Annotated in this window: 27 protein-coding genes and 3 tRNA genes; 12 read left to right on the top strand and 18 right to left on the bottom strand. The window is 71.4% G+C overall.

Annotated elements, in window-relative coordinates:
• Positions 1-85 precede the first annotated feature (85 nt).
• The 3 genes from rpmB to BSB02_RS17750 all read left to right on the top strand — a co-directional run bounded on the left by rpmB (position 86) and on the right by BSB02_RS17750 (position 1,137).
• Entirely contained in the window at positions 86-271 is a 186-nt protein-coding gene (gene rpmB / locus BSB02_RS17760) for a 50S ribosomal protein L28 (RefSeq protein WP_084960096.1), read from the top strand.
• Between the two features lie 168 nt (positions 272-439).
• Complete coding sequence (locus BSB02_RS17755; protein WP_084960095.1) at positions 440-715, top strand: hypothetical protein; 276 nt, start codon at positions 440-442, stop codon at positions 713-715.
• Positions 712-1,137 (top strand): PIN domain-containing protein, encoded by a 426-nt coding sequence (locus BSB02_RS17750; protein ID WP_084960094.1) that lies wholly within the window; start codon positions 712-714, stop codon positions 1,135-1,137. Before BSB02_RS17755 ends, BSB02_RS17750 begins: the two co-directional genes overlap by 4 nt.
• A 33-nt stretch (positions 1,138-1,170) precedes the next feature.
• Here the strand turns inward: BSB02_RS17750 and thiD are convergent, their stop codons facing one another.
• The 3 genes from thiD to BSB02_RS17735 form a co-directional block, all read right to left on the bottom strand.
• Positions 1,171-1,965: a bifunctional hydroxymethylpyrimidine kinase/phosphomethylpyrimidine kinase gene (thiD, locus tag BSB02_RS17745; RefSeq protein WP_084960093.1), complete on the bottom strand. Its 795-nt coding sequence runs from the start codon at positions 1,963-1,965 to the stop codon at positions 1,171-1,173.
• Between the two features lie 4 nt (positions 1,966-1,969).
• On the bottom strand, positions 1,970-3,178 hold the full coding sequence (locus tag BSB02_RS40635) for a hypothetical protein (RefSeq protein ID WP_158088665.1): 1,209 nt from the start codon (positions 3,176-3,178) through the stop codon (positions 1,970-1,972).
• A gap of 138 nt (positions 3,179-3,316) precedes the next feature.
• Positions 3,317-4,267, bottom strand: a complete 951-nt coding sequence (locus tag BSB02_RS17735; RefSeq protein WP_084960091.1) for a thiamine-phosphate kinase — start codon at positions 4,265-4,267, stop codon at positions 3,317-3,319.
• Between the two features lie 127 nt (positions 4,268-4,394).
• Between BSB02_RS17735 and BSB02_RS17730 the strand changes: the two genes are divergently transcribed.
• Both BSB02_RS17730 and BSB02_RS17725 read left to right on the top strand, forming a co-directional pair.
• Positions 4,395-4,628, top strand: coding sequence for an Lrp/AsnC family transcriptional regulator (locus tag BSB02_RS17730; RefSeq protein ID WP_084960090.1), 234 nt, complete (start codon positions 4,395-4,397; stop codon positions 4,626-4,628).
• Positions 4,625-5,044, top strand: coding sequence for a DUF3515 family protein (locus BSB02_RS17725; RefSeq protein ID WP_084960089.1), 420 nt, complete (start codon positions 4,625-4,627; stop codon positions 5,042-5,044). The genes BSB02_RS17730 and BSB02_RS17725 overlap by 4 nt, the downstream gene beginning before the upstream one ends.
• Before the next feature lie 20 nt (positions 5,045-5,064).
• On the opposite strand, the gene BSB02_RS17720 is transcribed toward BSB02_RS17725, so the two are convergent.
• Genes BSB02_RS17720 through BSB02_RS17710 form a run of 3 tightly spaced genes read right to left on the bottom strand, consistent with a single transcriptional unit; the run spans position 5,065 to position 7,914 of the window.
• The gene (locus BSB02_RS17720; protein WP_084960088.1) at positions 5,065-6,153 is read right to left on the bottom strand and encodes a D-alanine--D-alanine ligase family protein; all 1,089 of its coding nucleotides are present in this window, start codon (positions 6,151-6,153) and stop codon (positions 5,065-5,067) included.
• A gap of 11 nt (positions 6,154-6,164) precedes the next feature.
• A complete protein-coding gene (locus BSB02_RS17715; RefSeq protein ID WP_084960087.1) occupies positions 6,165-7,175 on the bottom strand; it encodes an NAD(P)H-dependent glycerol-3-phosphate dehydrogenase in 1,011 nt (336 codons plus the stop codon).
• 4 nt (positions 7,176-7,179) lie between these two features.
• Positions 7,180-7,914, bottom strand: a complete 735-nt coding sequence (locus BSB02_RS17710) for a lysophospholipid acyltransferase family protein (RefSeq protein ID WP_143590815.1) — start codon at positions 7,912-7,914, stop codon at positions 7,180-7,182.
• 82 nt (positions 7,915-7,996) lie between these two features.
• On the opposite strand from BSB02_RS17710, the gene cofC reads away from it, so the two are divergent.
• Positions 7,997-8,629 (top strand): 2-phospho-L-lactate guanylyltransferase, encoded by a 633-nt coding sequence (gene cofC / locus BSB02_RS17705; RefSeq protein WP_084960085.1) that lies wholly within the window; start codon positions 7,997-7,999, stop codon positions 8,627-8,629.
• Here the strand turns inward: cofC and BSB02_RS17700 are convergent.
• On the bottom strand, positions 8,595-9,812 hold the full coding sequence (locus BSB02_RS17700) for an MFS transporter (RefSeq protein ID WP_158088664.1): 1,218 nt from the start codon (positions 9,810-9,812) through the stop codon (positions 8,595-8,597). The two genes, cofC and BSB02_RS17700, sit on opposite strands and share 35 nt — an antisense overlap.
• A gap of 57 nt (positions 9,813-9,869) precedes the next feature.
• Here BSB02_RS17700 and BSB02_RS17695 point away from each other — a divergent pair, with 57 nt between their 5' ends.
• Positions 9,870-10,076 (top strand): hypothetical protein, encoded by a 207-nt coding sequence (locus BSB02_RS17695; RefSeq protein ID WP_084960267.1) that lies wholly within the window; start codon positions 9,870-9,872, stop codon positions 10,074-10,076.
• A gap of 39 nt (positions 10,077-10,115) precedes the next feature.
• Here BSB02_RS17695 and BSB02_RS17690 read toward each other — a convergent pair whose 3' ends face one another.
• The 4 genes from BSB02_RS17690 to leuC form a co-directional block, all read right to left on the bottom strand.
• Positions 10,116-10,415, bottom strand: a complete 300-nt coding sequence (locus tag BSB02_RS17690) for an HU family DNA-binding protein (protein ID WP_084960083.1) — start codon at positions 10,413-10,415, stop codon at positions 10,116-10,118.
• Positions 10,416-10,506: 91 nt separating this feature from the next.
• A complete protein-coding gene (locus tag BSB02_RS17685) occupies positions 10,507-10,737 on the bottom strand; it encodes an SCO5555 family protein (RefSeq protein WP_084960082.1) in 231 nt (76 codons plus the stop codon).
• Positions 10,716-11,303 (bottom strand): 3-isopropylmalate dehydratase small subunit, encoded by a 588-nt coding sequence (gene leuD, locus BSB02_RS17680; protein ID WP_084960081.1) that lies wholly within the window; start codon positions 11,301-11,303, stop codon positions 10,716-10,718. Before leuD ends, BSB02_RS17685 begins: the two co-directional genes overlap by 22 nt.
• A gap of 10 nt (positions 11,304-11,313) precedes the next feature.
• The gene (gene leuC, locus BSB02_RS17675) at positions 11,314-12,699 is read right to left on the bottom strand and encodes a 3-isopropylmalate dehydratase large subunit (protein ID WP_084960080.1); all 1,386 of its coding nucleotides are present in this window, start codon (positions 12,697-12,699) and stop codon (positions 11,314-11,316) included.
• An 83-nt stretch (positions 12,700-12,782) separates the two neighbouring features.
• Between leuC and BSB02_RS17670 the strand changes: the two genes are divergently transcribed.
• On the top strand, positions 12,783-13,499 hold the full coding sequence (locus BSB02_RS17670; protein ID WP_084960079.1) for an IclR family transcriptional regulator: 717 nt from the start codon (positions 12,783-12,785) through the stop codon (positions 13,497-13,499).
• Between the two features lie 60 nt (positions 13,500-13,559).
• Positions 13,560-15,275 carry a hypothetical protein gene (locus BSB02_RS17665; protein ID WP_084960078.1) on the top strand — a complete coding sequence of 572 codons (1,716 nt, stop codon included), beginning with the start codon at positions 13,560-13,562 and terminating at the stop codon, positions 15,273-15,275.
• Between the two features lie 348 nt (positions 15,276-15,623).
• Here the strand turns inward: BSB02_RS17665 and BSB02_RS17660 are convergent.
• The 3 genes from BSB02_RS17660 to BSB02_RS17650 form a co-directional block, all read right to left on the bottom strand.
• Positions 15,624-15,696: transfer RNA gene (locus BSB02_RS17660), tRNA-Glu, on the bottom strand.
• Between the two features lie 20 nt (positions 15,697-15,716).
• A tRNA-Glu gene (locus tag BSB02_RS17655) sits at positions 15,717-15,792 on the bottom strand.
• A gap of 211 nt (positions 15,793-16,003) precedes the next feature.
• Positions 16,004-16,075 (bottom strand) — tRNA-Gln (locus tag BSB02_RS17650).
• A gap of 150 nt (positions 16,076-16,225) precedes the next feature.
• Here BSB02_RS17650 and BSB02_RS17645 point away from each other — a divergent pair.
• Positions 16,226-18,199 (top strand): M3 family metallopeptidase, encoded by a 1,974-nt coding sequence (locus tag BSB02_RS17645; protein WP_084960077.1) that lies wholly within the window; start codon positions 16,226-16,228, stop codon positions 18,197-18,199.
• 47 nt (positions 18,200-18,246) lie between these two features.
• Here BSB02_RS17645 and BSB02_RS17640 read toward each other — a convergent pair whose 3' ends face one another.
• Positions 18,247-19,041, bottom strand: a complete 795-nt coding sequence (locus BSB02_RS17640; RefSeq protein WP_084960076.1) for an NAD(P)H-binding protein — start codon at positions 19,039-19,041, stop codon at positions 18,247-18,249.
• 17 nt (positions 19,042-19,058) lie between these two features.
• A complete protein-coding gene (locus BSB02_RS17635; protein WP_084960075.1) occupies positions 19,059-19,604 on the bottom strand; it encodes a PadR family transcriptional regulator in 546 nt (181 codons plus the stop codon).
• A 56-nt stretch (positions 19,605-19,660) separates the two neighbouring features.
• On the opposite strand from BSB02_RS17635, the gene BSB02_RS17630 reads away from it, so the two are divergent.
• Entirely contained in the window at positions 19,661-20,932 is a 1,272-nt protein-coding gene (locus BSB02_RS17630) for an MATE family efflux transporter (RefSeq protein ID WP_084960074.1), read from the top strand.
• On the opposite strand, the gene gltX is transcribed toward BSB02_RS17630, so the two are convergent.
• Positions 20,826-22,199, bottom strand: a complete 1,374-nt coding sequence (gene gltX / locus BSB02_RS17625; RefSeq protein WP_084960073.1) for a glutamate--tRNA ligase — start codon at positions 22,197-22,199, stop codon at positions 20,826-20,828. The two genes, BSB02_RS17630 and gltX, sit on opposite strands and share 107 nt — an antisense overlap.
• Positions 22,192-22,956 (bottom strand): fumarylacetoacetate hydrolase family protein, encoded by a 765-nt coding sequence (locus BSB02_RS17620; RefSeq protein ID WP_084960072.1) that lies wholly within the window; start codon positions 22,954-22,956, stop codon positions 22,192-22,194. The genes gltX and BSB02_RS17620 overlap by 8 nt, the downstream gene beginning before the upstream one ends.
• Before the next feature lie 140 nt (positions 22,957-23,096).
• Between BSB02_RS17620 and BSB02_RS17615 the strand changes: the two genes are divergently transcribed.
• A complete protein-coding gene (locus BSB02_RS17615) occupies positions 23,097-24,527 on the top strand; it encodes an N-acetylmuramoyl-L-alanine amidase (protein WP_084960071.1) in 1,431 nt (476 codons plus the stop codon).
• Positions 24,528-24,615: the final 88 nt, after the last annotated feature.

The following is a 24,615-nucleotide window of genomic DNA, read 5'->3' as shown; positions in this document are numbered from 1 at the left end:
GCTCGCCGGTTGTCCCGGCATGCCCTCCGCAAGGCCAAACATCAGCGGACCGGGCTGTATATCGACTGTGTTAAGGAGCGATACCGTGGCTTCCGTCTGCGATGTCTGCGCCAAGGGCCCGACCTTCGGCAACAACATCTCCCACTCGCACCGTCGCACCCGCCGGCGCTGGAACCCCAACATCCAGACGGTTCGCGCGGTCATCGGCGGCACGCCGAAGAAGCTGAACGTGTGCACCTCGTGCATCAAGGCGGGCAAGGTCACGCGCTAGCCCGTCTTGCCGACAGCCCGGCGGGAGTCTCCGCCGGGCTTTTCGTCGTGCGCGGACACAGGGACTCGCTGGTGGCGGAAGTCGCGAAACCGATCGCGCTACCCAGAGTGAGTGATCTATCGTCTTTCCGTGACTATCACGTACTCCCCTCCTGGTTATACTGACAGTATGACCAAGAAGATCGGCATCAGTCTGCCCGACGACCTCTACGCTTGGCTCCAGGCCAGCGTCGAGGAAGGGCGTGCCGACTCGGTCTCCGGGATGATCGCAGACACGCTGGCCGCCCGCCGCCAGCGAGAGGGGCTCGCCGAGCTGGTCGCCGACCTCAAGGCCGAGTTCGGCGAGCCGACGCCGGAAGAGGTCGCCTGGGCGGACGACGTGCTCAGGCGTGCCCAGGCGCTCGCCGAGGGCCGCGACCCCGGCAGCCGCTCGGAGGCGTCATGATCGCCGGGCCGCGCTATGTCTTCGACACGGGCGCGCTCATCAAGCTCGAGCGCCAGGACCGCCGCCTCATCCGCCTGGTGGAGCACATCCGCCGTGGCCGGGCGCGAGCGGTGGTGCCTCGCGTCGTGATCGCCGAGGTGTGGCGCGGCGGGTCCCGCCAGGCCCACCTGGCCCGGCTGCTCCGCCTCGCCGAGGCGCCGGCCACCGAACAGCTCACCATCGACGAGCTGACGCCGGACCGGGCACGGCAGATCGGCAAGAAGATCGGCGAGTGCGGCCACGACGACATCGTCGACGTGAACGTGGCGCTCTGCGCCCGCAACCAGGTGACGGGCGCCGTCGACGCCGTCGTCCTGACCGCCGACCGATCGGACATCCTCAGAGTGGATCCGGATCTCCACCCGGCCATCGTCGACGTCTGACCCGAAGGCCCGGCGACCGCGAGGCCGGGCCTTCTAGCGCCACCGCCAGGCGTGGTCCACCGGGCCGATCCCGCCGCCCAGCGGGAAGCCGCGCGCGATCGCCCCCGTCACGTACTCCTTCGCCTTCCCCACCGCCGAGGGCACGTCCTCCCCCAGCGCCAGGTACGACGCCACCGCCGAGGCCAGGGTGCACCCCGTGCCGTGCGTGTGCCGGTTGTCCAGCCGCTCGGCGCGGAAGTAGTGCTCCTCCCGTCCGTCGGTCAGCAGGTCCACCGGCTCGCCGGGCAGGTGGCCGCCCTTGATCAGCGCCCACGTCGGCCCCAGCTCCAGCACCGCGTCCGCGGCACGGCGCAGCCCCGCCTCGTCCTCCACCTTCACCGAGGTGAGCTGCTCGACCTCCCACAGGTTCGGCGTCACCACGGTCGCCACGGGCAGCAGCCGGGACCTGACGACCTCGACGGCCTCGGGCGCCAGCAGCGGGTCGCCGTGCTTGGACACGCCGACCGGGTCGACCACGACCGGCGCGCCGTAGGCGGCCAGGGCCGACGCGACGGTCTCCACCAGCACCGGCGAGGCGAGCATGCCCGTCTTGACGGCGTGCGCGCCGATGTCGCCGAGCACCGAGTCGAGCTGCGCCTTGACGGCCTCGGGCGGCAGTTCCCAGTAGCCCTGGACGCCTAGCGAGTTCTGCGCCGTGACGGCGGCGATGACGCTCATGCCGTGGACGCCGAGGGCGAGCATCGTCTTCAGGTCGGCCTGGATGCCCGCGCCTCCGCCGGAGTCCGATCCGGCCACGGTCAGGACGAGGGGAGGGGCGACGTGTGACACGCCCTTATCCCATCACACAGTCCGCCCCGATCGCGCCGCAGGTCCGGGGAGTCCTGGCGGCGCCGTACGCCCTGACGAGGACGTCCACCGACGCCCCCGCCTCCAGCCTGCCGGGCAGCTCGAGGATGAGCAGGTCGCCGTCCTGGGTCCAGTCGGCGCCCTGGACGTCGGCCACCTCGCCGCCGACCGGCATGGAGACGGTCAGGTCCGACAGGGGCCCGGCGGAGGTGTTGGTGACGTCCACGCGGGCGGTGTAGGCGGAGCCGCGCCGCCGGACGACGTCGAAGGTGACGCTGACGGATCCGGCGTTCTGCGAGAAGACCGACGGCTCGGAGGTCGGGGCGGCCGTGGGCGAGGAGGTGGCGGGCGAGGAGGAGGTGGGCGAGGGCTCGGTGCCCGTGTCCACGTTGCCCACGATGGTCGGCGTGTCGGTGCCCTGCGGGCTGGCGTCCGGCTCGCCGGACTCGTCGGAGGCCTCCTCGGCGGGCTCCTGGCTGTGCTTGGCCTTGACCTTGGTGGTGCCCGTCGGTCTGGCCGCGGGCGTACGGCGGGGCGCGCGTTGCGGCGCCGCGGTGGGCGTCGGCGAGGACTCCTCCTCCGCCAGAGGCTCGGAGGCCTCGGCGGCGTCCTCCTCGGGCGCCGGCTCGGTGTCCGAGAACGTGGGGATGGGCTGGTTGGAGGCCGCCGCGCAGGTGCCGCCCGGGCAGTCGGAGGCGGGGTCGCCGGAGCTCATCATCCGGACGCCGGCCACGGATCCGCCGAGCACGATCGCGACGGCGGTCACCGCGAGCACGGCGATCCGCCCCCTGCCGGAGGACGGCGGGCGCTCCTGGCCCGCCGGGCGCCGGCGGCCACGGCGGCGTGGCGCGAGGTCGTCGTCCAGGTCCGCGTCCAGGTCCTCCTCGGAGGACCAGCCGGAGCCCAGGAACGTGGTCTTGGCGTCGGCCCACGCGGGGGCGTTGGCGAGGGTGGGAGATCCGGCGACCTTGACGTCGCCCGGCTCCGGCGGGAGCGATCCGGCGGGCGGCGGCGCCTGCGGGAGGCCGGTGAGCCGCCCCGTCACCTCGGGCTGTTCGGGCGGGAGCGGCCAGCCGTGCTGCGCCGGCGGCTGCTCGTGCACGCGGGGCGCGGGCTCCCCCTGAGCCCAGAACGCGCCCGTGGAGATCGGGTCTTGCGGAACGGACCACGTCGCCGAGGGATCTGTCTGGTCCATCCCCCGCTGATGTTCGCTCTCCGATCCGCCTGCGCCGTGGCGGCCCATAGTCGACCTTTCTGCCGGGTACGGTGGCCGCCCATCTTCATAACACCTTTGCTACGCCTTTGTCACAACTTTCCCGAGAGTCACACCGGTTCATGACAGGGAGTCGCGGAAGTGGTCCCAGCCGCCCGAGGCGATCGCCCGCCCTCTGACCTGCACGCCTTGGCCCGCCACGACGCGGCCGACGACCGTCCACTCCGGCGGCAGCCGTACCTCCTCGGGGAAGACGGCGGCGAGCGCGTGGTCCTCCCCGCCGGTGAGCACCCAGTCCAGCGGATCGGCGCCCAGCTCGGCGGCGGCGGCCGCGACCGGCTCGGCCACGGGCAGGGCGGCCGGGTCCAGCTCGACGCCCACCCCGCTGGCCTCCGCGACGTGGCCGAGGTCCTGCACCAGGCCGTCGCTCACGTCCAGCATCGCCGTCGCGCCCAGCTCGGCCGCCTGCGGCCCCGCGGCGTACGGCGGAGCCGGTCGCCGGTGCGCCGTCACGACCTCGCCCCGCGCGCCCGGCCCGAACTTCTCCAGCAGCGCCCATCCGGCCGCCGCGAAGCCCAGCCGCCCGCACACGGCCACCACCTGGCCGGGCCGGGCGCCGGAGCGCCGGACGGGCGAGCGCCCCTCCAGGTCGCCCAGGACCGTGACGCCCAGCACGACGAGCTCCCCGCGGGTCACGTCGCCGCCGGCCACGCTCGCCCCCACCACGGCGCACTCGTCGCGCAGCCCGTCGGTCAGCGCGTCGAGCCAGGCGACCGGCAGGTCGGCCGGCATGCCGAGGCCCACCACGAGCGAAGTGGGGCGGGCACCCATGGCGGCCACGTCGGCCAGGTTCTGCGCGGCGGCCTTGCGCCCCACGTCGTAGCCGCTGGACCAATCTCGGCGGAAATGTCTACCCTCAAGCAGCAGGTCCGTCGACACCACGACCCGCCCGTCGGGTGTGCTGACGACAGCCGCGTCGTCTCCCGGACCAAGCAGCACACCCGTTTCCTGTGGCAGGCGACTGGTAATACGAGCTATGACACCGAATTCGCCGAGATCTCCGACAGTGATGGCGCACCTCCTGGAGGCGACAAGGAGCCCATACCGATCCGGACGCCAGGATGCCAGGTGAGGCGGACTCGACCATCAACAGGGTACGGTGGCCCTTCGGCGTGATCCAATTGCCCGGGAGGACGCAATGGTGCAGGCCTACATTCTCATCCAGACCGAGGTCGGCAAAGCCGCCGACGTGGCCAGGGAGATCGCGGCGATCCCCGGTGTCACCCAGGCGGAGGACGTGACGGGACCCTATGACGTGATCGTGCGTGCCGAGGCGAACAACGTGGACGAGCTCGGCAAGCTGGTCGTGGCCCAGATCCAGGGCGTGGAGGGGATCACCCGCACGTTGACGTGCCCTATCGTGCACATATGAGGTGGGCCGCCCTGCTGATCCTGTTCGCGCTCGCCGGATGCGGCGGAGCCGTCCAGGTGGAACCCCCGGTTCCGCAGGGCCCCGCCGTCGCGGCGTGCACGCGGCTGAGCGGCATGCTCCCCGCCACGCTCGACGGGACGCCTCGCGGGGAGTCCACCCCCGAGTCGCCCTACGTGGCGGTCTGGGGGGAGGGCGAGATCGCGCTGCGCTGCGGCGTGCCCCGGCCCGCGAGGATGGCGCCCACCGCCCAGCTCCAGGAGATCGACGGCGTGGGCTGGTTCGCCGACCCCGACGTGCCCACGCTGTTCACGGCGGTGACCGACACGGCCTACGTCGAGGTGACGATCGCCCGCACCCACGAGCCCGGCGAGGTGCTGGTCGACCTGGCCAAGCCGATCCTGACCGCGACGAGCTGACACCGCCCGGCCGGGTACGGCTAGCGCAGCCCGGCCGGGCGGTGCAGGGCCAGCTGGATGAGGTGGTCGACCAGCTCCGGGTAGCCGATGCCGGAGGCGGCCAGCAGCTGGGGCGCCACCGACAGCGAGGTGAAGCCCGGCATCGTGTTGATCTCGTTGAAGATCAGCTTCCCCTCGGGCGTGTAGAAGAAGTCCACCCGGGCCAGGCCCTCGCAGCCCAGCGTCTCGAAGGCGCGCACGGCCATGGAGCGCAGCTCCTCCGACACCTTCGCGGGCAGGTCGGCCGGGACCCGCAGCGACATCTGGTCGGGGTAGTACTTGGCCTCGAAGTCGAAGAACTCCTGCCCGCCCTCGACGATCACCTCGCCCGGCTGGGAGGCCAGGGGCGGCTCGTCGCCGGGCGACTCCAGCACGGCGCACTCGATCTCGCGCCCCTCGATGGCGGCCTCGATGAGCACCTTGGGGTCGTGCTCGCGGGCCAGCTCCACCGCGGCCTCCAGCGAGGCCCGGTCGTGCGCCTTGGAGATGCCCCTGGAGGACCCGGCGCGGGCCGGCTTGACGAACACCGGCCAGCCCAGCTCCTCGGCCTCCTTGAGCACGCGGTCCCGCTCCAGCCGCCAGTCGCGCTCCCGCACGACGACGTAGCGGCCGACGGGCAGCCCGGCCGCCCCCATGGTGAGCTTCATGAAGGCCTTGTCCATGCCGACCGCGCTGGCCAGCACGCCGGAGCCGACGTAGCGGACCCCGGCCATCTCCAGCAGCCCCTGGATCGTGCCGTCCTCCGCGAAGGGCCCGTGCATGACGGGGAAGACCACGTCCACCGCGCCCAGCTCCCTGGGGATGGCGCCGGGCTTGAGTGCCACCAGCGAGCCGGAGGGCAGCGCCAGCTCGGCTCCCGTGTCCTGCACGACGGGCAGCTGCCCGCTCTCGATGGCGAAGCGCTGGTTTTCCGAGGCGAGCACCCACCTGCCGTCCTGGGCGATCCCGATCGGGATCACCTCGTATTTGCTCTGGTCGATCGCCTGGAGCACGCTGCCGGCCCCCATGAGGGAGACGGCGTGCTCGGAGTTGCGACCTCCGAAAACGACAGCGACACGTGGCTTGCTCATGGCTCCCGAATCTACACGCCGTACCGCTCCGGCTTGGGTGAGCGCGACATGAGCAACACGCCGGCCTCGGCCGGAGGCATCCCGTCGTGGACCACGGCGACCACCACCTCGGTGATCGGCATCTCCACGTCGTGCTTCCTGGCCAGCTCCAGCACCGACTCGCAGGACTTGACGCCCTCGGCGGTCTGCCTGGTGGAGGCGATGGCCTCCTGCAGCGACATGCCGCGGCCCAGCTTCTCGCCGAAGGTGCGGTTGCGCGACAGCGGCGAGCTGCACGTGGCGATGAGGTCGCCCATGCCGGCCAGCCCGGCGAAGGTGTGGGGATCGGCGCCGAGCGCCGCGCCGAGCCGGGAGATCTCGGCCAGGCCCCTGGTCATCATCATGGCCGTGACGTTGTCGCCCATCCCCATGCCGACGGCCACGCCGACGGCCAGGGCGATGACGTTCTTGACCGCGCCGCCGAGCTCCACGCCGACGACGTCGGGATTGGTGTAGGGGCGAAACCACGGCGGCACGTGGCAGGCCTCCTGCAGCCGCTCCATCGTCCGCTCGTCGGGGCAGGACACCACGGTGGCCGCGGGCTGGCCGCGCACGATCTCGCCCACCAGGTTCGGCCCGGAGACGACGGCCACCCGCTCGGCCGGCACCTCGGCCACCTCGCAGATGACCTCGCTCATCCGCTTGGTCGTGCCCAGCTCGATGCCCTTCATCAGGCTCACCAGCACGGCGTCGGGCGGCAGGTACGGCTTCCAGTCGGTGAGGTTGCGGCGCAGGGTCTGGGAGGGCACGGCCAGCACCACGAAGTCGGCACCGTGGAGGGCGCGCTCGGGATCGGTGGTGGCGCGCAGCGTCTCCGGCAGCACGACGCCCGGCAGGTAGTCGGGGTTCTCGTGGCGCTCGCCGATCGCCTCGACCAGCTCGGCGCGCCGGCCCCACAGGACCGTCTCCACACCGGCCTTGGCCAGGATCATGGCGAACGTCGTCCCCCACGACCCGGCCCCGAACACCGCCGCTCTCGTCATGGCCTCACTCCGCCCGGCCGTCCGGGGCGCCGGAAAGACCGGGCTCCCACGGCTTGTCGGGGGCCTTCTCGCCGCGCAGCTCGGCCAGCTGGGCGATGATCGCCATCATGATCTCGTTGGTGGCCTCCTTGAGCACCTTGCCCCGCAGCGGCTGGCCGGCGTACTTCGACAGGTCCACCGGCTCGCCCACCGACACCCGGAACGTCTTGCGCGGGAACAGCCTGGGCTTGGTCTCGCCGTACGGCAGCAGCTCGTGGGCGCCCCAGTGGGCGAGAGGGATCACCGGCGCGCCGGTCTCCAGCGCCAGCCGCGCCACGCCGGTCTTGCCCGCCATGGGCCACAGCTCGGGGTCGCGGGTGCAGGTGCCCTCGGGGTAGAACAGCACCGCCGCGCCGCTGTTGAGCCGCTGCCGCGAGATCTCCAGCGACTTGGCCGCCTCCGTGCTGCCCCGGTAGACCGGGATGGCCAGCAGCGCGCGCACGGCCGTGCCGAGCAGCGGCACCGAGAACAGCCCCGACTTGGCGAGGATGACCGGCCAGCGCCCGTTGTTGTACAGGAAGTGCGCCAGCAGCACCGGATCGGTCCACGACAGATGGTTGGCGGCGATGATGATGCCGCCCTTGCGCGGGATGCGCTCGCCGTGCCGCCAGTCCTTCTTCACCAGGAGCCACGAGAGCGGTTTGACCACGACGACGGCCAGATACTCCCAGAAGCGGGACGGGCGATCGGGACGTGCCACGGGATTCCTCCAACGACGTGCGGGGGCGCGCCCCAAGTCTCCCCGTGCTCGACCGGGATGTCGAGGCGCGATGCTTAAGCCTATGAGCAACCACTGGTCGCTGGTCATCCCGGTGAAGACGCTGGTCGCCGCGAAGACCAGGCTGGCCGCCGCCCTGGGGCCGCACCGCGCCCGGCTGGCGGTGGCCGTGGCGTGCGACACCACGTCGGCGGCGCTGGCGTGCCCGCTGGTGGCCCGGGTCATCGTCGTGACCTCCGATCCGCTGGCCGCGGGGCCGCTGGCGCGGCTGGGGGCCGAGGTGGTGCACGACCCGGACCGGGGGCTCAACACCGCGCTCAGGACCGGCGCCGCCCACGCCCCGGAGGGGCCGGTCGGCGCGTTGCAGGCCGACCTGCCGGCGCTGCGGCCCGCCGAGCTGGCGCGGGTGCTGGCCGCGGCGGCCGAGTTCGAGCAGGCGTTCGTGCCCGACGCGCAGGAGGTCGGCACGACCTTCTACGGCGTACGGCGGGGCGTGCCGTTCCGCCCGCGCTTCGGCGGCGAGTCGCGGGCCAGGCACCTGGCGGGCGGGGCCAAGGAGCTGGCGCTGGAGGGCATCGAGTCGGTCAGGCGGGACGTGGACACCCCCGACGACCTGCGCGCGGCGATGGCCCTGGGCCTGGGGCCGCACACCGCCGAGGTGGTCAGCTCGCTCGGAGGTTTCCGATCGACGGGGTGAGGTAGATCGGCGCGTGGGCGACGGTGACGATCAGGCAGGCGATCCAGAGCATCGACCCGATCGCGAGCCGCTCGGCGAGCAGGCCGCCCAGGATGCCGCCGAACGGCATGGCGCTCCACATGAGGAAGCGCATGCTGGCGTTCATCCGGCCGCGCAGGTGGTCGGGCGTGACCGCCTGGCGGTAGCTGCCCTGGCCGACGTTGAACACCATCGCGGCGGCGAGCCACAGCGCCGAGGCCAGCGGGTAGACGGCCAGCCGCCATCCCTCGCCGGTGAGCGGCAGCAGCAGGGGGAAGACCGAGGCCAGGACCGCTCCGCCGTACATGGCCCTGCCCAGGCCGAAGCGGGCGGTCAGCTTGGGCGCGAGCAGCGCGCCGGCCACGCCGCCCACGGCGTAGCCGGACAGGATCAGGCCGTAGAGCCCGGCGCCGACGCCGAGGTGGCGGATGAGGAACAGCGGCTGGACGACCGCCCAGACGCCGTTGGCGAGCATGTTGAGCGCGCCGACCGCGGCGACGCGGCGCAGCACGGGGTGGCCGGCCACGTACCGCACGCCCTCGGCCAGCTCGGCCCGCAGGCTGCGGCGCGCCTCGGGCGGGGCGGGGCTCTCCTTCGTCCGCACGCCGCGCAGCAGCAGCGCCGAGCCCAGGTAGGAGACCGCGTCGGCGAGGAGGGCCACCGGGGCGGTCAGCAGCTGCGCGAGCCAGCCGCCCAGACCGGGTCCGGCCACGCCGGCGACGCCGCGCAGGGTCTCCAGGGCGCCGATGCCGCGCGGCAGGTCGCGCTTGGCGATGATCGAGGGCAGGAAGCTCATGTGGGCGACGTCGAAGAACACCGTGCACACGCCCGTGACGAGCGCGACGGCGTAGAGCTGCGCGAGCGACAGCACCCCGGCCACGGCGGCGAGGGGAACGCTCGCCAGCGCGGCGGCCCGCACCAGGTCGGCGGCCACGAGGATCGGGCGGCGGCGCATCCGGTCCACCCACACCCCGGCGGGCAGGCCGATCAGCAGGAACGCGATCATCTCCGCGGCCGTCAGCACGCCCAGCTGGAACGGCCCGGCCTGCAGCGTGATGACGGCCGTCAGCGGCAGCGCCACGAGCGTCACCTGGGTGCCCGCCTGGCTCAGCGCGTCGGCGGCCAGGTACCGCCGGAACGCCGGGCCGCGCCACAGATCTTCCACGCCGAGCGATCCTGGCGGTCTCGCCGCCCGCGGGTCAAACCGTTTACTCTGGTGGGCGTGCAGGGGACGGTGCGCACCTTCGATCCGGTCACCCGTTCGGGGACGGTGTTCCTCGACGACGGGACGGTGCTGGAGTACGGCACGCGGGCGTTCGACGCCGGGCCGCTGAGGCTGCTGCGCGCCGGGCAGCGGGTGAACCTCGCGGTGGCCGACGGCGTGATCACCTACATCACGCTGTCGACTTTCCCGCTTCCCGGCGAATGAAAAACGGCCCCCGCGGGGGCCGTTTCCCGGTGGCCTGGCCTACTTCCGCTTCGCCAGCTTCTTGCCCTCGACGTTGACGAGCTCCTTGAAGTCGGAGCCCGGGCGGAACTTGGGCGCCCAGCTCTCGGCGACCTTGATCTCCGCGCCGGTCGAAGGGTTCCTGGCCGAACGCGCCGGCTTGTGGACCATCTCGAATGCGCCGAAGCCCGTGATGGAGACCTTGTCGCCGCTCGCGACCGCCTTCTGAATGGTCTCGAGAATCGCGTTGACCGCCTCGGCGGCCGTCTTCTTGTCCCCCACCCGGCCTGCGATGGCGTCGACGAGTTCCCGCTTGTTCATCTATCCCCCTGAATTGGCCCGGGGTTCCAACACAGACGTCATCGATAGAAACCCCTTACGCGCTCGAAATTAGGGGGGAATGCACTGGAACTCAATCACCGTCCGCGTTTTCTTGGGCGCGTGGCGTGTCGGCCACCTCCGCCAGGAACGCATCCAGGCGCGTGGAGGCCCGCCGGGGATCCCGCTTGGCCAGGTCGCAGATGGCCAGATAGCGCCTGGCCAGGCGTTCGCGGTCGGCGGGCGGGAGCATGCGGACGCGGCGGTGCGCCTCGCGCAACCGCCGCGCCAGTGAGTCGTCTTCTAGACGGTCGTCGGCAGCCATGGCTGCCGACCATTCTCGTATGCCGCTATCTGGTCGGCGTGCCGCAGGGTCAGGCCGATGTCGTCCAGGCCCTCCATCAGCCGCCAGCGGGTGTAGTCGTCGATCTCGAAGCTCCAGGCGTCCGAGCCCAGCCGCACCTCGCGCTCCACCAGGTCGACGGTGATCGGCGTGGCGGGGTCGGCCTCGACCGCGGCCTGCAGCTCCTCGACGACCTTGCCGTCGAGCACCACCGGGAGCAGGCCCATCTTGGTGGCGTTGTTGCGGAAGATGTCGCCGAACCTGGCGGAGATCACCACGCGGAAGCCGTACTGCTGGAGGGCCCAGACGGCGTGCTCGCGCGAGGAGCCGGTGCCGAAGTCGGGGCCGGACAGCAGGATCGTGGCGCCGTCGTAGGCGGGGTTGTTGAGCACGAAGCCCGGGTCCTCGCGCCAGGCGGCGAACAGGCCCTTCTCGAAGCCGGTGCGGCTGACCTGCTTGAGCCAGACGGCCGGGATGATCTGGTCGGTGTCGACGTTGCTGCGGCGCAGCGGCACCGCCGTACCGGTGTGGGTGGTGAAAGCTTCCATGGTCGGTCCTCTACAGGTCGGCCGGGGCCGTCAGACGGCCGGTGACGGCGGTGGCGGCGGCCACGGCGGGCGAGACCAGATGGGTGCGGCCGCCCTTGCCCTGGCGCCCTTCGAAGTTGCGGTTGGAGGTGGAGGCGCTGCGCTCGCCCGGCTTGAGCGTGTCGGGGTTCATGCCCAGGCACATCGAGCAGCCGGCCTGGCGCCACTCGGCGCCCGCCTCCTGGAAGACCTTGTCCAGGCCCTCCTTCTCGGCCTCCAGCTTGACCTGCATGGAGCCGGGGACGATGAGCGTGCGGGTCTTGACCTTGCGCCCGCGCAGGATCTCGGCGGCGGCGCGCAGGTCCTCGATGCGGCCGTTGGTGCACGAGCCGACGAAGACCGTGTCGACCTCGATCTCGCGCAGCGGCGTGCCGGGGGTCAGGCCCATGTACTCCAGCGCCCGCTCGGCCGCCGCCCGCTCCGTGGGGTCGGTCATCGCCGCGGGGTCCGGCACGACCTCACCCAGCGGCAGGCCCTGGCCGGGGTTCGTGCCCCAGGTGACGTACGGCGTGAGCGTCGCGGCGTCGATCTCGACGACCTTGTCGAACACGGCGTCGTCGTCGGTCCTGAGCGTCTTCCAGTACTCGACCGCCTGGTCCCATTTGTCGCCCTTGGGCGCGTGCGGGCGGCCCTTGAGGTAGGCGAAGGTGGTCTCGTCGGGGGCGATCATGCCCGCGCGAGCTCCGGCCTCGATCGACATGTTGCAGATCGTCATCCGGCCCTCCATGGAGAGCTTGCGTACGGCCTCGCCGCGGTACTCGACGATGTGACCCTGGCCGCCGCCGGTGCCGATCTTGGCGATGATGGCCAGGATCAGGTCCTTGGCGGTGACGCCGACCGGCAGCTCGCCCTTGACCTCGATGGCCATGGTCTTGGGCCGGTAGGCGGGCAGCGTCTGCGTGGCCAGCACGTGCTCGACCTCGGAGGTGCCGATGCCGAAGGCGAGCGCGCCGAACGCGCCGTGCGTGGAGGTGTGGGAGTCGCCGCAGACGATCGTCATGCCGGGCTGCGTCAGGCCGAACTGCGGGCCGATGATGTGCACGACGCCCTGCCCGGCGTCGCCCATCGGGTGCAGCCGGATGCCGAACTCGGCGGCGTTCTTGCGCAGGGTCTCCACCTGGGTCTTGGAGACCGGGTCCTCGATCGGGCCCAGCACGGTGGGAACGTTGTGGTCTTCGGTGGCGATGGTGAGATCGGGCCTGCGCACGCTCCGCCCCGCCATCCGCAGGCCGTCGAAGGCCTGGGGGCTGGTGACCTCGTGGATGAGGTGCAGGTCGATGTAGAGCAGGTCCGGTTCGCCCTCGGCTCGTCGTACGACGTGCTGCTCCCAGACCTTCTCCGCAAGTGTGCGGCCCATTGGATCTCCCTGTGTCTACTGGTCGCGCCTCCAGCGCTCCCGGCGACTTGCTCTCTCGTATGCTGAGACGGCAGTATCGGTGTATGGACAACTCTAGCGGAGTCGGCGTACTGGACAAGGCCGTTCTCGTTCTCAATGCGCTCGAAGCGGGCCCCGCATCCTTGGCACAGCTCGTCCAGGCCACCGGCCTGGCCAGGCCGACGGCCCATCGGCTGGCCGTCGCGCTGGAATTTCACAGGTTTGTGTCGCGCGACACGCAGGGGCGTTTCGTGCTCGGCCCCCGGCTGTCGGAGTTGTCCACCGCGGCGGGCGAGGACCGGCTGCTCGCGGTCGCCGCGCCGGTGCTGACCCAGCTGCGTGACCTGACCGGGGAGAGCGCGCAGCTCTACCGCCGCCAGGGCGACGAGCGGGTGTGCGTGGCCGCCGCCGAGCGGGCCAGCGGGTTGCGCGACACGGTCCCGGTCGGCTCGGCGCTGCCGATGACCGCCGGCTCGGCCGCGCAGGTGCTGCTGGCCTGGGAGGAGCCCGACCGGCTGCACCGCGGCCTGCGCGGCGCCAAGTTCACCGCCGCCACCCTCGCCTCGGTACGGCGGCGCGGCTGGGCCCACAGCGTGGGCGAGCGGGAGCAGGGTGTGGCGAGCGTCTCAGCGCCCATAAGAGGCGCGGGCGGCAAGGTCATCGCGGCCGTGTCGGTGTCGGGGCCGATCGAGCGCCTGACCAGAACCCCTGGTCGGCTGCACGCCGCGCCGGTCATGGCCGCCGCCGAGCGCATTACGGAGGCGATGCGGCGCTCGTCCTGAACACGCGGCGCCGCCTGAATCGAGAAGCGAACGCCCACGTCCTGGGTCTAGCCTGGGTGGGTGACAGATCGCATCGAGGTAGCGGCAGCTGAGCTGCGACCCCTGCTCGAGGAGTTCATCGTCTGGGCCAAGCAGAACGAGCCCGGCTGCGCCCCCGAACTTGTGGGCCCCGTCATGCTGTGGCACCGGCTGGCCTACTCCGACGATGCCGGCACGTGGAAGCGCGACCACGTCCGGGGGCTCATGCTCGAACGCATGCCCGACGTGGTCGAGGACCCCGACGCGGCGGCCGACGGCATGGTGGCGGCGCTGGAGGCGTACCTGACGTTCCTGTCGGGGACCGGCAGACTCTCGCGCCGCTCCGACCCGCTGGAGGACCTGCTGGAGGAGCTGGCCGACGTGGAGGACGAGTTCGTCGACCTCATGGACGAGCTGGCCGAGGACGAGGACGACGAGCTCGGCGATCTGGGGGACGTCGAGCAGTTCGCCGAGGAGCTGGCCGCGCTGCCGACCATCCGGCTGCGCCCCGACTCCGAGCTGGCCGAGGCGGCGCGCCGGGTGCCGCTGATCGCCAAGGCGCGCGATCTGGCGCTGTGGGTGGGCCCCTCGCGCAAGATGGCGGGCGACGCCGTCCTGCCCGACGCGGAGGTCGAGGAGGCGCTGGCCGTGGTGGGACTGCCCAGGCCGGCCACCTCCGGGCCGCTGTCCGAGGCGGTCCCCCAGCTGTGGAACATCTGGAACCTGGCCGTCGACCTGGAGTTCCTCGGCTCCGGCGACGACGACACGGTCCGGGTGATGGACGACACGGCCGAGTGGCCGTTCGCCGACGACGAGGACGTGCTGGAGGCGTGGTCGCTGGGGCTGCACTCCATCGACTACGCCGACCCCGAGCTGCCCGACGACGACCTGACCATGGCGCTGGCCGGGCTCACCCGGGGACTGCTCATCCGGCTGCTGCTCGCGGGCGGCTCGCGGGAGCTGGCCGGGCTGCGCCAGGAGCTCGCCCAGGCCGCCGCCGAGCTGGACGAGCTGGGCCAGGACGCCTGGGACACGGCCACCGAGCTGTACGGTGACCCGCTCGCCCCGGTGATCGACTGGCTGGTCGGCTACGGCATGGTGACGGTGTCCGGCTCGACCGTCTCGCTCACGCCGCTCGGCACCGACGGCGTGGTGCACCTGGTCGACGAGGCCGACGTCGACGTCGACGCCCGCCCGGCGATCGACTCGATGAGCGCGCTGGACCTGCTCGCCCTGAGCGCCGAGCTGCCGGAGGACGAGGCCGACGCCGAGCTGGCCGCGTGGATGCGGCTGCGCGACCCGGCCAAGGCCGCCAAGGAACTGCTCGACGCGGCGGCCGAGGACCCGGCCGACGCCCTGATCCGGGTCCAGGCCGCCAGCGTGGTGGGCACGCTGGGCGAGGCGGCGATCCCGGCCTGGCAGGCCGTGCTGTCGGAGCCTTCGCTGCGCCCCTACGCCGCCACGCACCTCACGCAGCTCGGCGTCCCCGGCGCCCCCGAGCCCACCCAGGACGACACCCACTGGCTCATCCTCGACATGTGGACCATCTCGGCGGGCCTGGGCCGGTCGGAGTTCGTCAGCAGCCTGCGCGACATCGGGCCGGACCTGCTGGACGACCTCATCGAGGTGATGTGGAAGATCCCGCACCCGCACGTGGAGGAGCTGCTGGACCTCATCTCGCAGGTCCACCCGGACAAGCGGGTCGCCAAGGCCGCCAAGCGCACGCTCTTCAAGGCCCGCTCGGCCTCCCGGGCCTAACGCCCTGCCGCACCGGCAAGGCCACCGCCTGCGCCGGTGCGGCAGCCGCCTTCATGCCCGCAGCTCTTCATGCCCACAACCCGAGGCACGGGAATGCCTTCGACATCCTGGCATGGACGCGGTTACAACGGTTACAAACGATGACGCCACCCAACGGGAGACGACGAGCAACCCAGCGGAAGACGATGAGCACCCCGAACGAACGGAAAGCGACGCCCCCGTGAGGGCGCGGCCCGATCTGGACTGAGGAGCGGTGAGGGCGCCCAGCGCCAGAGCCGCGACGAGGGAAGATCGGGCCTTCTCAGCGCCCGAACACGGAGCGCCGCAGGCGCGACAAAGGCAACACAGTAGTCCCGACCGGATTCGAACCGGCGTTACCGCCTTGAGAGGGCGGCGTCCTAGGCCACTAGACGACGGGACCGCGGAGCGCGGGTGACAGGGTGGTAGTCCCGACCGGATTCGAACCGGCGTTACCGCCTTGAGAGGGCGGCGTCCTAGGCCACTAGACGACGGGACCCTGTCACAAGCGATGTGCCGGGGCCTGCCCCGGCAGCGGTGGTAACTCTACCGTACCCCGAGGACCACTCCAAACCGCTTTACCCCGGCATGGGCTCCGGCCGGTGCACGGGCACCCGCTTCCCCGTGCGCCCCTGCGGCCACGCCGGGGCGGACGCGGAACCCCTCCACAACGCGAGAAGCGGACGCCCTCCGGACGTCCGCTTCGGAAGCTGGGGTGCCAGGACTCGAACCTAGAATGACGGAACCAGAATCCGTAGTGTTGCCAATTACACCACACCCCACCGCGGCGAACCCTGGGGCTCGCTCGGCGACGTCCGAAAGAATAGCCCAGCTTGGCCCCCATCACCAAAACGATTGCCGGAAGGCCGGGCCGCAGCACGGACATGCCAAGCTGGGGGGGGACAAAATCACCCCGCTGAGGAGCCCGAGCGTTGACCGAGAACCCGTTCTTCGCACCCAGCAGCCTGCCGTACCAGCTGCCCGACTTCGCCGCCATCCGCGAGGAGCACTTCCTGCCGGCCTTCGAACGCGGCATGGCGGAGCAGCTGGCCGAGGTCGACGCCATCGCGACGAGCTCGGAGCCGCCCACCTTCGACAACACCGTCGCGGCGCTTGAGCGGTCGGGGCGGATCCTGAGCCGCACGGCCACCGTGTTCTTCAGCCTCGCCGCCTCCGACGCCACCGACGGCATCAGGGAGATCGAGAAGGAGATCGCGCCGCGGCTGGCCCAGCACCGGGACGAGATCCACCTCAACCGGGCACTGTGGGCCCGCATCAAGCAGGTCGCCACCGACGACCCCGAGGAGGCGTGGCTGCTGGAGCGGTACCGCACGGACTTCATCAAGGCGGGCGCCGACCTGTCGGAGGCCGAGCAGGCCAAGCTCAAGGAGCTCAACGAGCAGCTGGCCACGCTGTCCACCGAGTTCGCGCAGAACCTGCTCAGGGCCAAGACGGACTCGGCGCTGGTCACCGAGGACCCCGCCGAGCTCGACGGCCTGGAGGAGGCCGAGCTCAAGGCCATCCACAAGGACGGCAAGTACGTCCTGCCGCTGCTCAACACCACCAACCAGCCGGCGCTGGCCGTGCTGACCGACCGCGAGACGCGGCGCAGGCTGTTCACGCTGAGCGTGGAGCGGGCGCCCGAGAACTTCGAGCTGGCGATCAAGCTGGCCAGGCTGCGCGCCGAGCGGGCCGCGCTGCTGGGCTACCCCAACCACGCCGCCTACACGGTGGCCGACCAGACGGCCAAGACCGTGGAGGCCGTCGAGGAGATGCTCGCCCAGCTGGTCGGCCCCGCCGTACGCAACGCCAGGCAGGAGGCCGAGGCGCTGACCGAGCAGGCGGGCTTCCCGATCGAGCCGTGGGACTGGTCCTTCTACGCCGAGAAGGTGCGCAAGGCCCGCTACGACCTGGACGACAACGCGCTGCGACCCTACTTCGAGCTGAACCGCGTCTTCGACGACGGCGTCTTCTACGCGGCCACGCGGCTGTACGGGATCACCTTCACCGAGCGCCCCGACCTCAAGGGCTACCACCCGGACACGCGGATCTGGGAGGTGTTCGACGAGGACGGCTCGCCGCTCGGCCTGTTCCTGCTCGACCCCTACGCCCGGCCCACCAAGCGGGGCGGCGCGTGGATGAACAACCTGGTCGAGCAGTCGTTCCTGCTGGGCGATCGGCCCGTGGTCATGAACAACCTCAACATCACCAAGCCCGCCGAGGGCCCGACGCTGCTGACCTTCGACGAGGTCACCACCGCCTTCCACGAGTTCGGCCACGCGCTGCACGGGCTGTTCTCGCAGGTGCGCTTCCCGCGCGTGGAGGGCACCAACGTGCCACGCGACTTCGTGGAGTACCCCTCCCAGGTCAACGAGATGTGGGCGACCTGGCCGGAGGTGCTGGCCAACTACGCCAGGCACCACGAGACGGGCGAGCCCATGCCCGCCGAGCTGGCCGGCAGGCTCCAGGCCGCGGAGAAGTTCAACCAGGGCTTCCGCACGGTGGAGTACCTGGCGGCCACGCTGCTGGACTGGGCCTGGCACAAGCTGGCCGCCGGCGAGCAGGTCGAGGACGCCCGGGAGTTCGAGGCGCGGGCGCTGGAGGAGGCCGGGATCGCCTTCCCGCTCGTGCCGCCGCGCTACCGCACCAACTACTTCGCGCACATCTTCTCCGACGTCAGCGGCTACAGCGCCGGGTACTACTCCTACATCTGGAGCGAGGTGCTCGACGCCGAGAGCGTGGAGTGGTTCAAGGAGAACGGCGGGCTCAAGCGGGAGAACGGCGACCACTTCCGCAGGACGCTGCTGTCGGTGGGCGGGAGCATGGATCCGCTGGCCGCCTTCCGCAACTTCCGGGGCCGTGAGCCGCGCATCGAGCCGCTGCTGGAGCGCCGCGGCCTGAAGTGACCGGCTCCGCCGTACCCCTGGGCCACCCCAGGGGTACGGCGGGCGGCTCATTTGAAGGCGGGGGCGTGCTCCTCGGCCCACTGGGCGAAGGTGCGCGGGGCGCGGCCGGTGACCCGCTCGACGGTGTCCACCACCTGGTAGGCGTCCTCGGGCACGTCGAAGGCCATGCTCAGGAACTCCAGGTACTGCTGCGGGACGCCGCGGGCGCGCAGGTCGTCCAGGGTGAGCTCGACCACCTCGATCTCCCGGCCGGTCGCCGCGCCGAGGATGCGGGCCTTGTCGTAGACGTCGAGCCGCTCCGGCCCCGTGAGCCCGTAGGTCTGGCCGGCGTGGCCGTCCGAGGTGAGCACCGTGGCGATCACGGCGCCGATGTCCGCCTCGTGCACCATGCACGTCTTGGTGCGGGGGAACGCCTCCTCGATGCGGCCGTGCGCGCGCACCGGCTCGCTCCACTCCAGCGCGTTGGACATGAACTCGGTCGGCTGCACGTAGGTCCACTCCAGGTCGCTCGCCCTGAGCGCGGGCTCCAGCGTGCCCGGCCCCATGGCGCTGAGCAGGGTGACCTTGCGGCCGTCGAGGAGCTTGACGATCTCCTCGCCGTTCGGCAGCGTCGTGTAGTCGTCGTCGGCGGCGTCGATGAGGTGGACGCCGGTCACGCCCTCGAGGGCGGGCGCCAGGGTGTCGGCGCGCGTCAGGTCGCCCCGCACGACCTCCACCCCGGCGGGCAGGTCTGCGGTCGCGGGGTCGCGGGTCAGGGCGCGCACCGTGGCGCCGCGGTCGAGCAGCTCGCGGACGACGTGGCGGCCGACGGTGCCGGTGGCTCCGGTTACGAGAATCGTCATGCGGCTCACGCTAGGAGCTATTGCGGCAAGGACAGTTCCTCGATCGTACGGCGAAGCCACTCGATCTCCGCCTTGCCGGTGGCCCGGGCGATGAGCAGCATGCCGCGGCGGAAGGGGTCGGCGACCTCCTCGGCGCGGACCGGCCGCCCGTCCTCGTAGAAGAAGCTCGACGGCTGCTCCAGGAACTCCAGCCGGCGGCGCAGCACCCGCACCTGGTCCTCGCGCGAGGGCAGCGCGGACAGGAACGTCAGCAGCGCGAAGAACCTGGTCTGGTCGGTGATCTCGGCGTCCTTCGGCTCGCGCAGGCGGCGCATGAGCTCGGCGCGGCCCTTGCCGGTGATCGTGAGGACCTGGCGCGGGGCGGCCGCCGCGCCCTGCTCCTCGTGCCGCTCGACCAGGCCGTCCGCCTCCAGCCTGGCGATGGCCGGGTAGAGCGCGCCGTCGCTGACCTGCCGCAGGTGCCCGGACAGGGCGGCGATCCTGGACTTCAGCTCGTAGCCGTGCATCGGCTCGCGGTTGAGGAAGCCGAGGATCATCAGCGCGAGGTCGCCTCCTCTGGACATGGGTGCATCGTAGCGCTATATCTCTAAACGAGATAACTCGAAACGAGGCACACATCATGCTGAGGCAGGCCTTCCCGATCTACGTCGAACTGCTGACCGCGGTCGTCGCCGTGAGCGTCATCGACCTGTTGTGGGTCTCCGGTCTCGGCGCGGAGGCGATCGCCGCCGTCACGATCGCCACCACGACCGAATACCTGGCCCTCGGCCTCTTCCTGGCCGTGGCGACGGGCGTCACCGTGCTGGTCGGCAGGCGCGACGGGCGCGAGCCGGTCAGCCCGGTGGTCAGGACCGGCTGGCTGCTGTGGGCCGTCGTCAGCGTGGCGGTGACCGTGCCGGGGGTGCTGGCGCGCGAGCCGCTGGCCGGCCTGTTCGCCGCCGACGCGGGCACCGCCGCGCTGACGGCCGGCTACTACCTGATCTCGCTGGGCGGCCTGCCGGTGTACTTCGCCCAGGCGCTCGCCGACGCCGTCGTCAAGGGGAAGGGCAACACGAAGATCCCGATGCGCAACGCGCTGATCTGCAACGTGCTGGTGATCGCCCTGGACCCGCTGCTCATCTACGGGCTCGGCCTGGGCGTCCAGGGCGCCGCGCTGGCCACCGTGCTGGCGCGCGCCGTGACGCTCGCCGTCTCTCTGCGGACTCTGGTACGGCTGGCGCCGCGCGATGCCGCCGGATGGGCCGGCGGCTGGGAGATCGTCGGGACCGGCCTGCCGATGTCGGGAGATTTCCTGGCCCGCGCAGTGGTGGGCATGCTGATGGTGGACGTCGTGGCGAGGTTCGGGCTGGCGGCCCAGGCCGGGTACGGCATCGGCCTGAAGATCATGCTTGCCGGGGTCATGGCCTTCTACGCGCTGCGGCAGGCGGCGATGATCAGGACGGCGCGCTCGGAGCCCGTCGGCTCGCCGCTGCGCACCGGGCTCGTCGCGGGCGCGGTCGTGGCGGTCGTCCTCAACGCGGTGGCCGCGCCCGTCGCGGCGTGGTTCACCGACGACCCGGCGGTGGCCGCCGAGGCGGTGGGCTTCCTGCGCTGGATGCCGCTCTACCTCGTGCCGTTCGGCGGGCTCATCGCCATCGGCGGCGTGCTGCAGGCCAGTGGCAGGGGCAGCCGCGTGCTGGCCGCCACGCTGGCGGGCTTCGCGGCGCAACTGCCCCTGGCCTACGCGCTGAGCTTCTGGCTCGGCGTCACGGGCGTGTGGCTGGCGACGGCGGCGGGAGCCGTACTCAGCCTCGGAGCCTTGACAGCGCGGCGCGGATCCGGTCGATCGTCCGCTCCCGCCCCAGCACCTCCAGCGACTCGAACAGCGGCAGGCCGACGGCCCGGCCCATGACCGCGACGCGGACCGGCGCCTGCGCCTTGGCCAGCTTGAGCCCGTGCGCGGCGCCGACCTCCTCCAGCATCTGCTTCAGCGACTCGGGGTCCCAGCTGACCGCCTCCAGCCGCTCCAGGTAGTCGCCGAGGATCTCCACCGGGGCGTTCTTCATCGCCTTGTCCCAGGAGGCCTGGTCGAAGACCGGCTCCTTGAGGAACAGGAAGTCGACGTACTGCGTGATCTCCGACAGCACCGAGATGCGCGTCTGGGCGAGCGGGGCGACCCGGCTGAAGGTCTCCACGTCCCACTCCGGGTCCAGGAACGGCAGGCAGCGCTCCTCGAAGGTCTCCAGCGGCAGCATCCTGATGTACTCGGCGTTGAAGGCACGCAGCTTCTTCTCGTCGAAGAAGGCGCTGGCGGAGTTGATGTTCTCCAGCTTGAACAGCGGCACCATCTCCGACCACGGCATGATCTCGCGGTCGCCGCCCGGCCCCCAGCCCAGCAGCATCAGGTAGTTGACCATGGCCTCGGGCAGGTAGCCCTCGGCGCGATAGGCCTCCAGCGCCACCTTGTCGCGGCGCTTGGACAGCTTCTTGCGCTGCTCGTTGACGATGACCGGCAGGTGCGCCCACACCGGCGGGGTGGCGCCCAGCGCCGGCCACAGCAGCTGCTGCTTGGCCGCGTTGGACAGGTGCTCCTCGCCGCGCAGCACGTGCGTGATGCCCTGGGTGATGTCGTCGACGGCGTTGGCCAGCACATACAGCGGCGAGCCGTCCGAGCGCGCGATGACGAAGTCGTCCTGGGCGTTGTTGGGGAACTCCACGCGGCCCCTGATCACGTCGTCGACCACGGTGACGCCCTCGTCGGGCGTGCGGAAGCGCACCGCGCCGGAGGTCAGGCCGCGGTCGCGGCAGTGGCCGTCGTAGCCCTTGTGCTCCGAGCCGGTGCGGGCCTCGAGCGCCTCGCGGGTGCAGTCGCAGTAGTAGGCCAGGCCGCCGGCCAGCAGCTTGGCCACCGCCTCGCGGTGCTGCGGCTCGAAGGCGGACTGGAAGTAGGGGCCCTCGAAGGCCGGGTGGGTGCCGCTGATGCCGATCCAGGACAGGGCGGAGATGATGCCCTCGGTCCACTCCGGCCGGTTGCGCGCGGCGTCGGTGTCCTCGATCCGCAGGATGAACCGGCCGCCGGTCTGCTCGGCCAGCGCCCAGTTGAACAGCGCCGTGCGGGCGCCGCCCACGTGGAAGTAACCGGTTGGAGACGGTGCGAAGCGCACCCGTACCTCAGTCACGGGAGACCACCTTGTTCGTCAACGTGCCGATGCCCTCGACGGTGACGCTGACCTCGTCGCCGACCTGGAGCGGGCCGACGCCCGCCGGGGTGCCGGTGAGGATGACGTCGCCGGGGATCAGCGTCATGACCGCGCTCACGTAGGAGACCAGCGCGGGAATGTCGTGGATCAACTGGCTGGTGCGTCCGCTCTGCCGTACCTCGCCGTTGACCGTGGTGGTCACGGCCAGGTCGCTCGGGTCCAGGACGGTCTCGATCCACGGACCGATCGGGCAGAAGGTGTCGAAGCTCTTGGCGCGGGTGAACTGCACGTCCTTCTTCTGCAGGTCGCGCGCCGTGACGTCGTTGGCGCAGGTGTAGCCGAAGACGACGTCCTTGACGCGCTCGCGCGGCACCTCCCGGCACAGCCGGCCGATCACCACGGCCAGCTCGCCCTCGTGGTCGACGCGCTGGGACAGCGACGTCGGGTAGGCGATCGCCTCGCCGGGACCGATGACGGACGTGGAGGGCTTCATGAACAGCAGAGGCTCCTCCGGCACCTCGTTGCCCAGCTCGGCGGCGTGCTCGGCGTAGTTGCGGCCGACGGCGACCACCTTGCTCGGCAGCATCGGCGCCACCAGCCGCACCTCGGCCAGCGGGAAACGCTCGCCGGTGAACTGGATCTGGTTGAACGGGTGGCCCGCGATCGTCGAGATGAACTCGCCCTCGACCACGCCGAACGCGACGCCTTCACCTGTGGAGAACCTCGCAATACGCACTAGTAAAGGCTATCGGTCCGCCGGCGCGAGGGCGTCCTGCCGCCGTGTCAAGCCGGTATAGCTCATTAGTCACATGGGGCGATTTATCACCATCCGACTCCCTAGGGTGACGGGTCATCGTCCCGAAGGGAGACCTCCCCATGCTGACCGCCCGGCTGGCGGCGGCCGCCGTGCTGCTGCTCGCCCTCCTTCCCCTGCCCGCCCGGGCCTCGGCGGGGCCCCTGGCGGAGGCGTTCGCGAAAGCCGCCGCCACCTATGACGTCCCGGCCGACCTCCTGGTTGCCGTCGCCTACGCCGAGACCCGCCTCGACGGGCACGACGGCGAGCCCAGCGCCGGCGGCGGGTACGGCATGATGCACCTGGTCAGCCCCGGGACGCTGGAGCGGGCCGCCGAGCTGACCGGCCAGCCCGCGCAGCGGCTGCGCGCCGACGACGCGGCCAACATCCTCGGCGGAGCCGCCGTGCTGGGGTCCATGGCGCAGGGCGTCGACCGCAAGGATCTGGCGGCCTGGTATCCGGTCGTGGCGCGGTACTCGGGCGCCCAGTCCGCCACCGTGCAGCGGCTCTACGCCGACGCCGTGTACGAGGTGCTGGCCAAGGGCCTGCGCGCGACCGCGGGCGGCGAGACGATCACCGTGGCGGCCTCCGCCGTACAGCCGGAGCGCGGGCCACTGGAGCAGGCGCGCAGCTTCGCCGAGACGCTCAGCGCCGACTATCCGGCGGCGCACTGGATCCCCGCGCACTCGGGCAACTACGCCAGGGCGAGCCGTACCAAGGTGGACCGCGTCGTCATCCACGTGACGCAGGGCTCCTACGCGGGCGCCATCTCCTGGTTCCAGAACCCGCGCGCCCGCGTGTCGGCGCACTACGTCATCCGGTCGCGGGACGGCGACGTGACGCAGATGGTCCGGCACAGGGACGTGGCCTGGCACGCGGGCAACGGCTCCTACAACCGGCGGTCGATCGGCGTCGAGCACGAGGGGTACGTCGGCAACGCCACGTGGTTCACCGACGCGATGTACCGGGCCTCGGCCGCGCTGACCCGGGCGATCTGCGACAAGTACGGCATCCCCAAGGACAGGAGGCACATCGTCGGCCACAACGAGGTGCCCGGCGCCACCCACTCCGACCCAGGGCGGCACTGGAACTGGACCCGGTACATGCAGCTGGTCGCCGGCGGCGAGCAGACGTGGTCCACCGTCGTCGACGGCCCCTCCGCGGGCCCGGCCTGGGGCACCTCGGCCTTCTCCGGGCAGAAGCAGGGCCCGGACTACCGCTTCGCCAAGCCCGCCCAGACCGCCGACCCGGCGTGGTTCAGGGCCACTCTGCCCAAGGAGGGCCGCTACCGCGTCGACGTGTGGTACCCGGCCGACCCCGGCTACAACGCCTGGACGCCCTACCTGGTCAAGGACAACGTCATCTGGATGAACCAGCAGGTCGGCGGCGGGTCCTGGCAGACGCTGGGCACGTTCACGCTGCCCGCCGGAAGCCAGAACGTCGTGGGCGTGAGCCGGCGGACCGACGGCAAGGGATATGTGATCGCCGACGCGGTGCGGATCACCAAGATGTGATGAAAAGTTTCGGATGCCGTTGATCGGATGTCAATTATCGACATTTCTGACCGTCGATCGTATGGTGCGGTCAAGGCTTCGTCACCCC

The sequence above is a fragment of the Thermoactinospora rubra genome (genome assembly GCF_002093975.1).
Lineage (GTDB): Bacteria > Actinomycetota > Actinomycetes > Streptosporangiales > Streptosporangiaceae > Nonomuraea > Nonomuraea rubra_A.
Note: the sequence above shows the minus strand (reverse complement) of the source record. Positions and strands in the feature narration are given on the sequence as shown.

What these genes read in the sequence shown, in the direction of transcription:
- BSB02_RS17755 (WP_084960095.1), top strand. Translation starts at nt 440, where the DNA reads ATGACCAAGAAGATCGGCATCAGTCTGCCCGACGACCTCTACGCTTGG.
- BSB02_RS17750 (WP_084960094.1), top strand. Translation starts at nt 712, where the DNA reads ATGATCGCCGGGCCGCGCTATGTCTTCGACACGGGCGCGCTCATCAAG.
- BSB02_RS40635 (WP_158088665.1), bottom strand. Translation starts at nt 3,178, where the DNA reads ATGGACCAGACAGATCCCTCGGCGACGTGGTCCGTTCCGCAAGACCCG.
- BSB02_RS17730 (WP_084960090.1), top strand. Translation starts at nt 4,395, where the DNA reads ATGGTGCAGGCCTACATTCTCATCCAGACCGAGGTCGGCAAAGCCGCC.
- BSB02_RS17725 (WP_084960089.1), top strand. Translation starts at nt 4,625, where the DNA reads ATGAGGTGGGCCGCCCTGCTGATCCTGTTCGCGCTCGCCGGATGCGGC.
- BSB02_RS17720 (WP_084960088.1), bottom strand. Translation starts at nt 6,153, where the DNA reads ATGAGCAAGCCACGTGTCGCTGTCGTTTTCGGAGGTCGCAACTCCGAG.
- BSB02_RS17715 (WP_084960087.1), bottom strand. Translation starts at nt 7,175, where the DNA reads ATGACGAGAGCGGCGGTGTTCGGGGCCGGGTCGTGGGGGACGACGTTC.
- cofC (WP_084960085.1), top strand. Translation starts at nt 7,997, where the DNA reads ATGAGCAACCACTGGTCGCTGGTCATCCCGGTGAAGACGCTGGTCGCC.
- BSB02_RS17690 (WP_084960083.1), bottom strand. Translation starts at nt 10,415, where the DNA reads ATGAACAAGCGGGAACTCGTCGACGCCATCGCAGGCCGGGTGGGGGAC.
- BSB02_RS17685 (WP_084960082.1), bottom strand. Translation starts at nt 10,737, where the DNA reads ATGGCTGCCGACGACCGTCTAGAAGACGACTCACTGGCGCGGCGGTTG.
- leuD (WP_084960081.1), bottom strand. Translation starts at nt 11,303, where the DNA reads ATGGAAGCTTTCACCACCCACACCGGTACGGCGGTGCCGCTGCGCCGC.
- leuC (WP_084960080.1), bottom strand. Translation starts at nt 12,699, where the DNA reads ATGGGCCGCACACTTGCGGAGAAGGTCTGGGAGCAGCACGTCGTACGA.
- BSB02_RS17670 (WP_084960079.1), top strand. Translation starts at nt 12,783, where the DNA reads ATGGACAACTCTAGCGGAGTCGGCGTACTGGACAAGGCCGTTCTCGTT.
- BSB02_RS17640 (WP_084960076.1), bottom strand. Translation starts at nt 19,041, where the DNA reads ATGACGATTCTCGTAACCGGAGCCACCGGCACCGTCGGCCGCCACGTC.
- BSB02_RS17635 (WP_084960075.1), bottom strand. Translation starts at nt 19,604, where the DNA reads ATGTCCAGAGGAGGCGACCTCGCGCTGATGATCCTCGGCTTCCTCAAC.
- BSB02_RS17630 (WP_084960074.1), top strand. Translation starts at nt 19,661, where the DNA reads ATGCTGAGGCAGGCCTTCCCGATCTACGTCGAACTGCTGACCGCGGTC.
- BSB02_RS17615 (WP_084960071.1), top strand. Translation starts at nt 23,097, where the DNA reads ATGCTGACCGCCCGGCTGGCGGCGGCCGCCGTGCTGCTGCTCGCCCTC.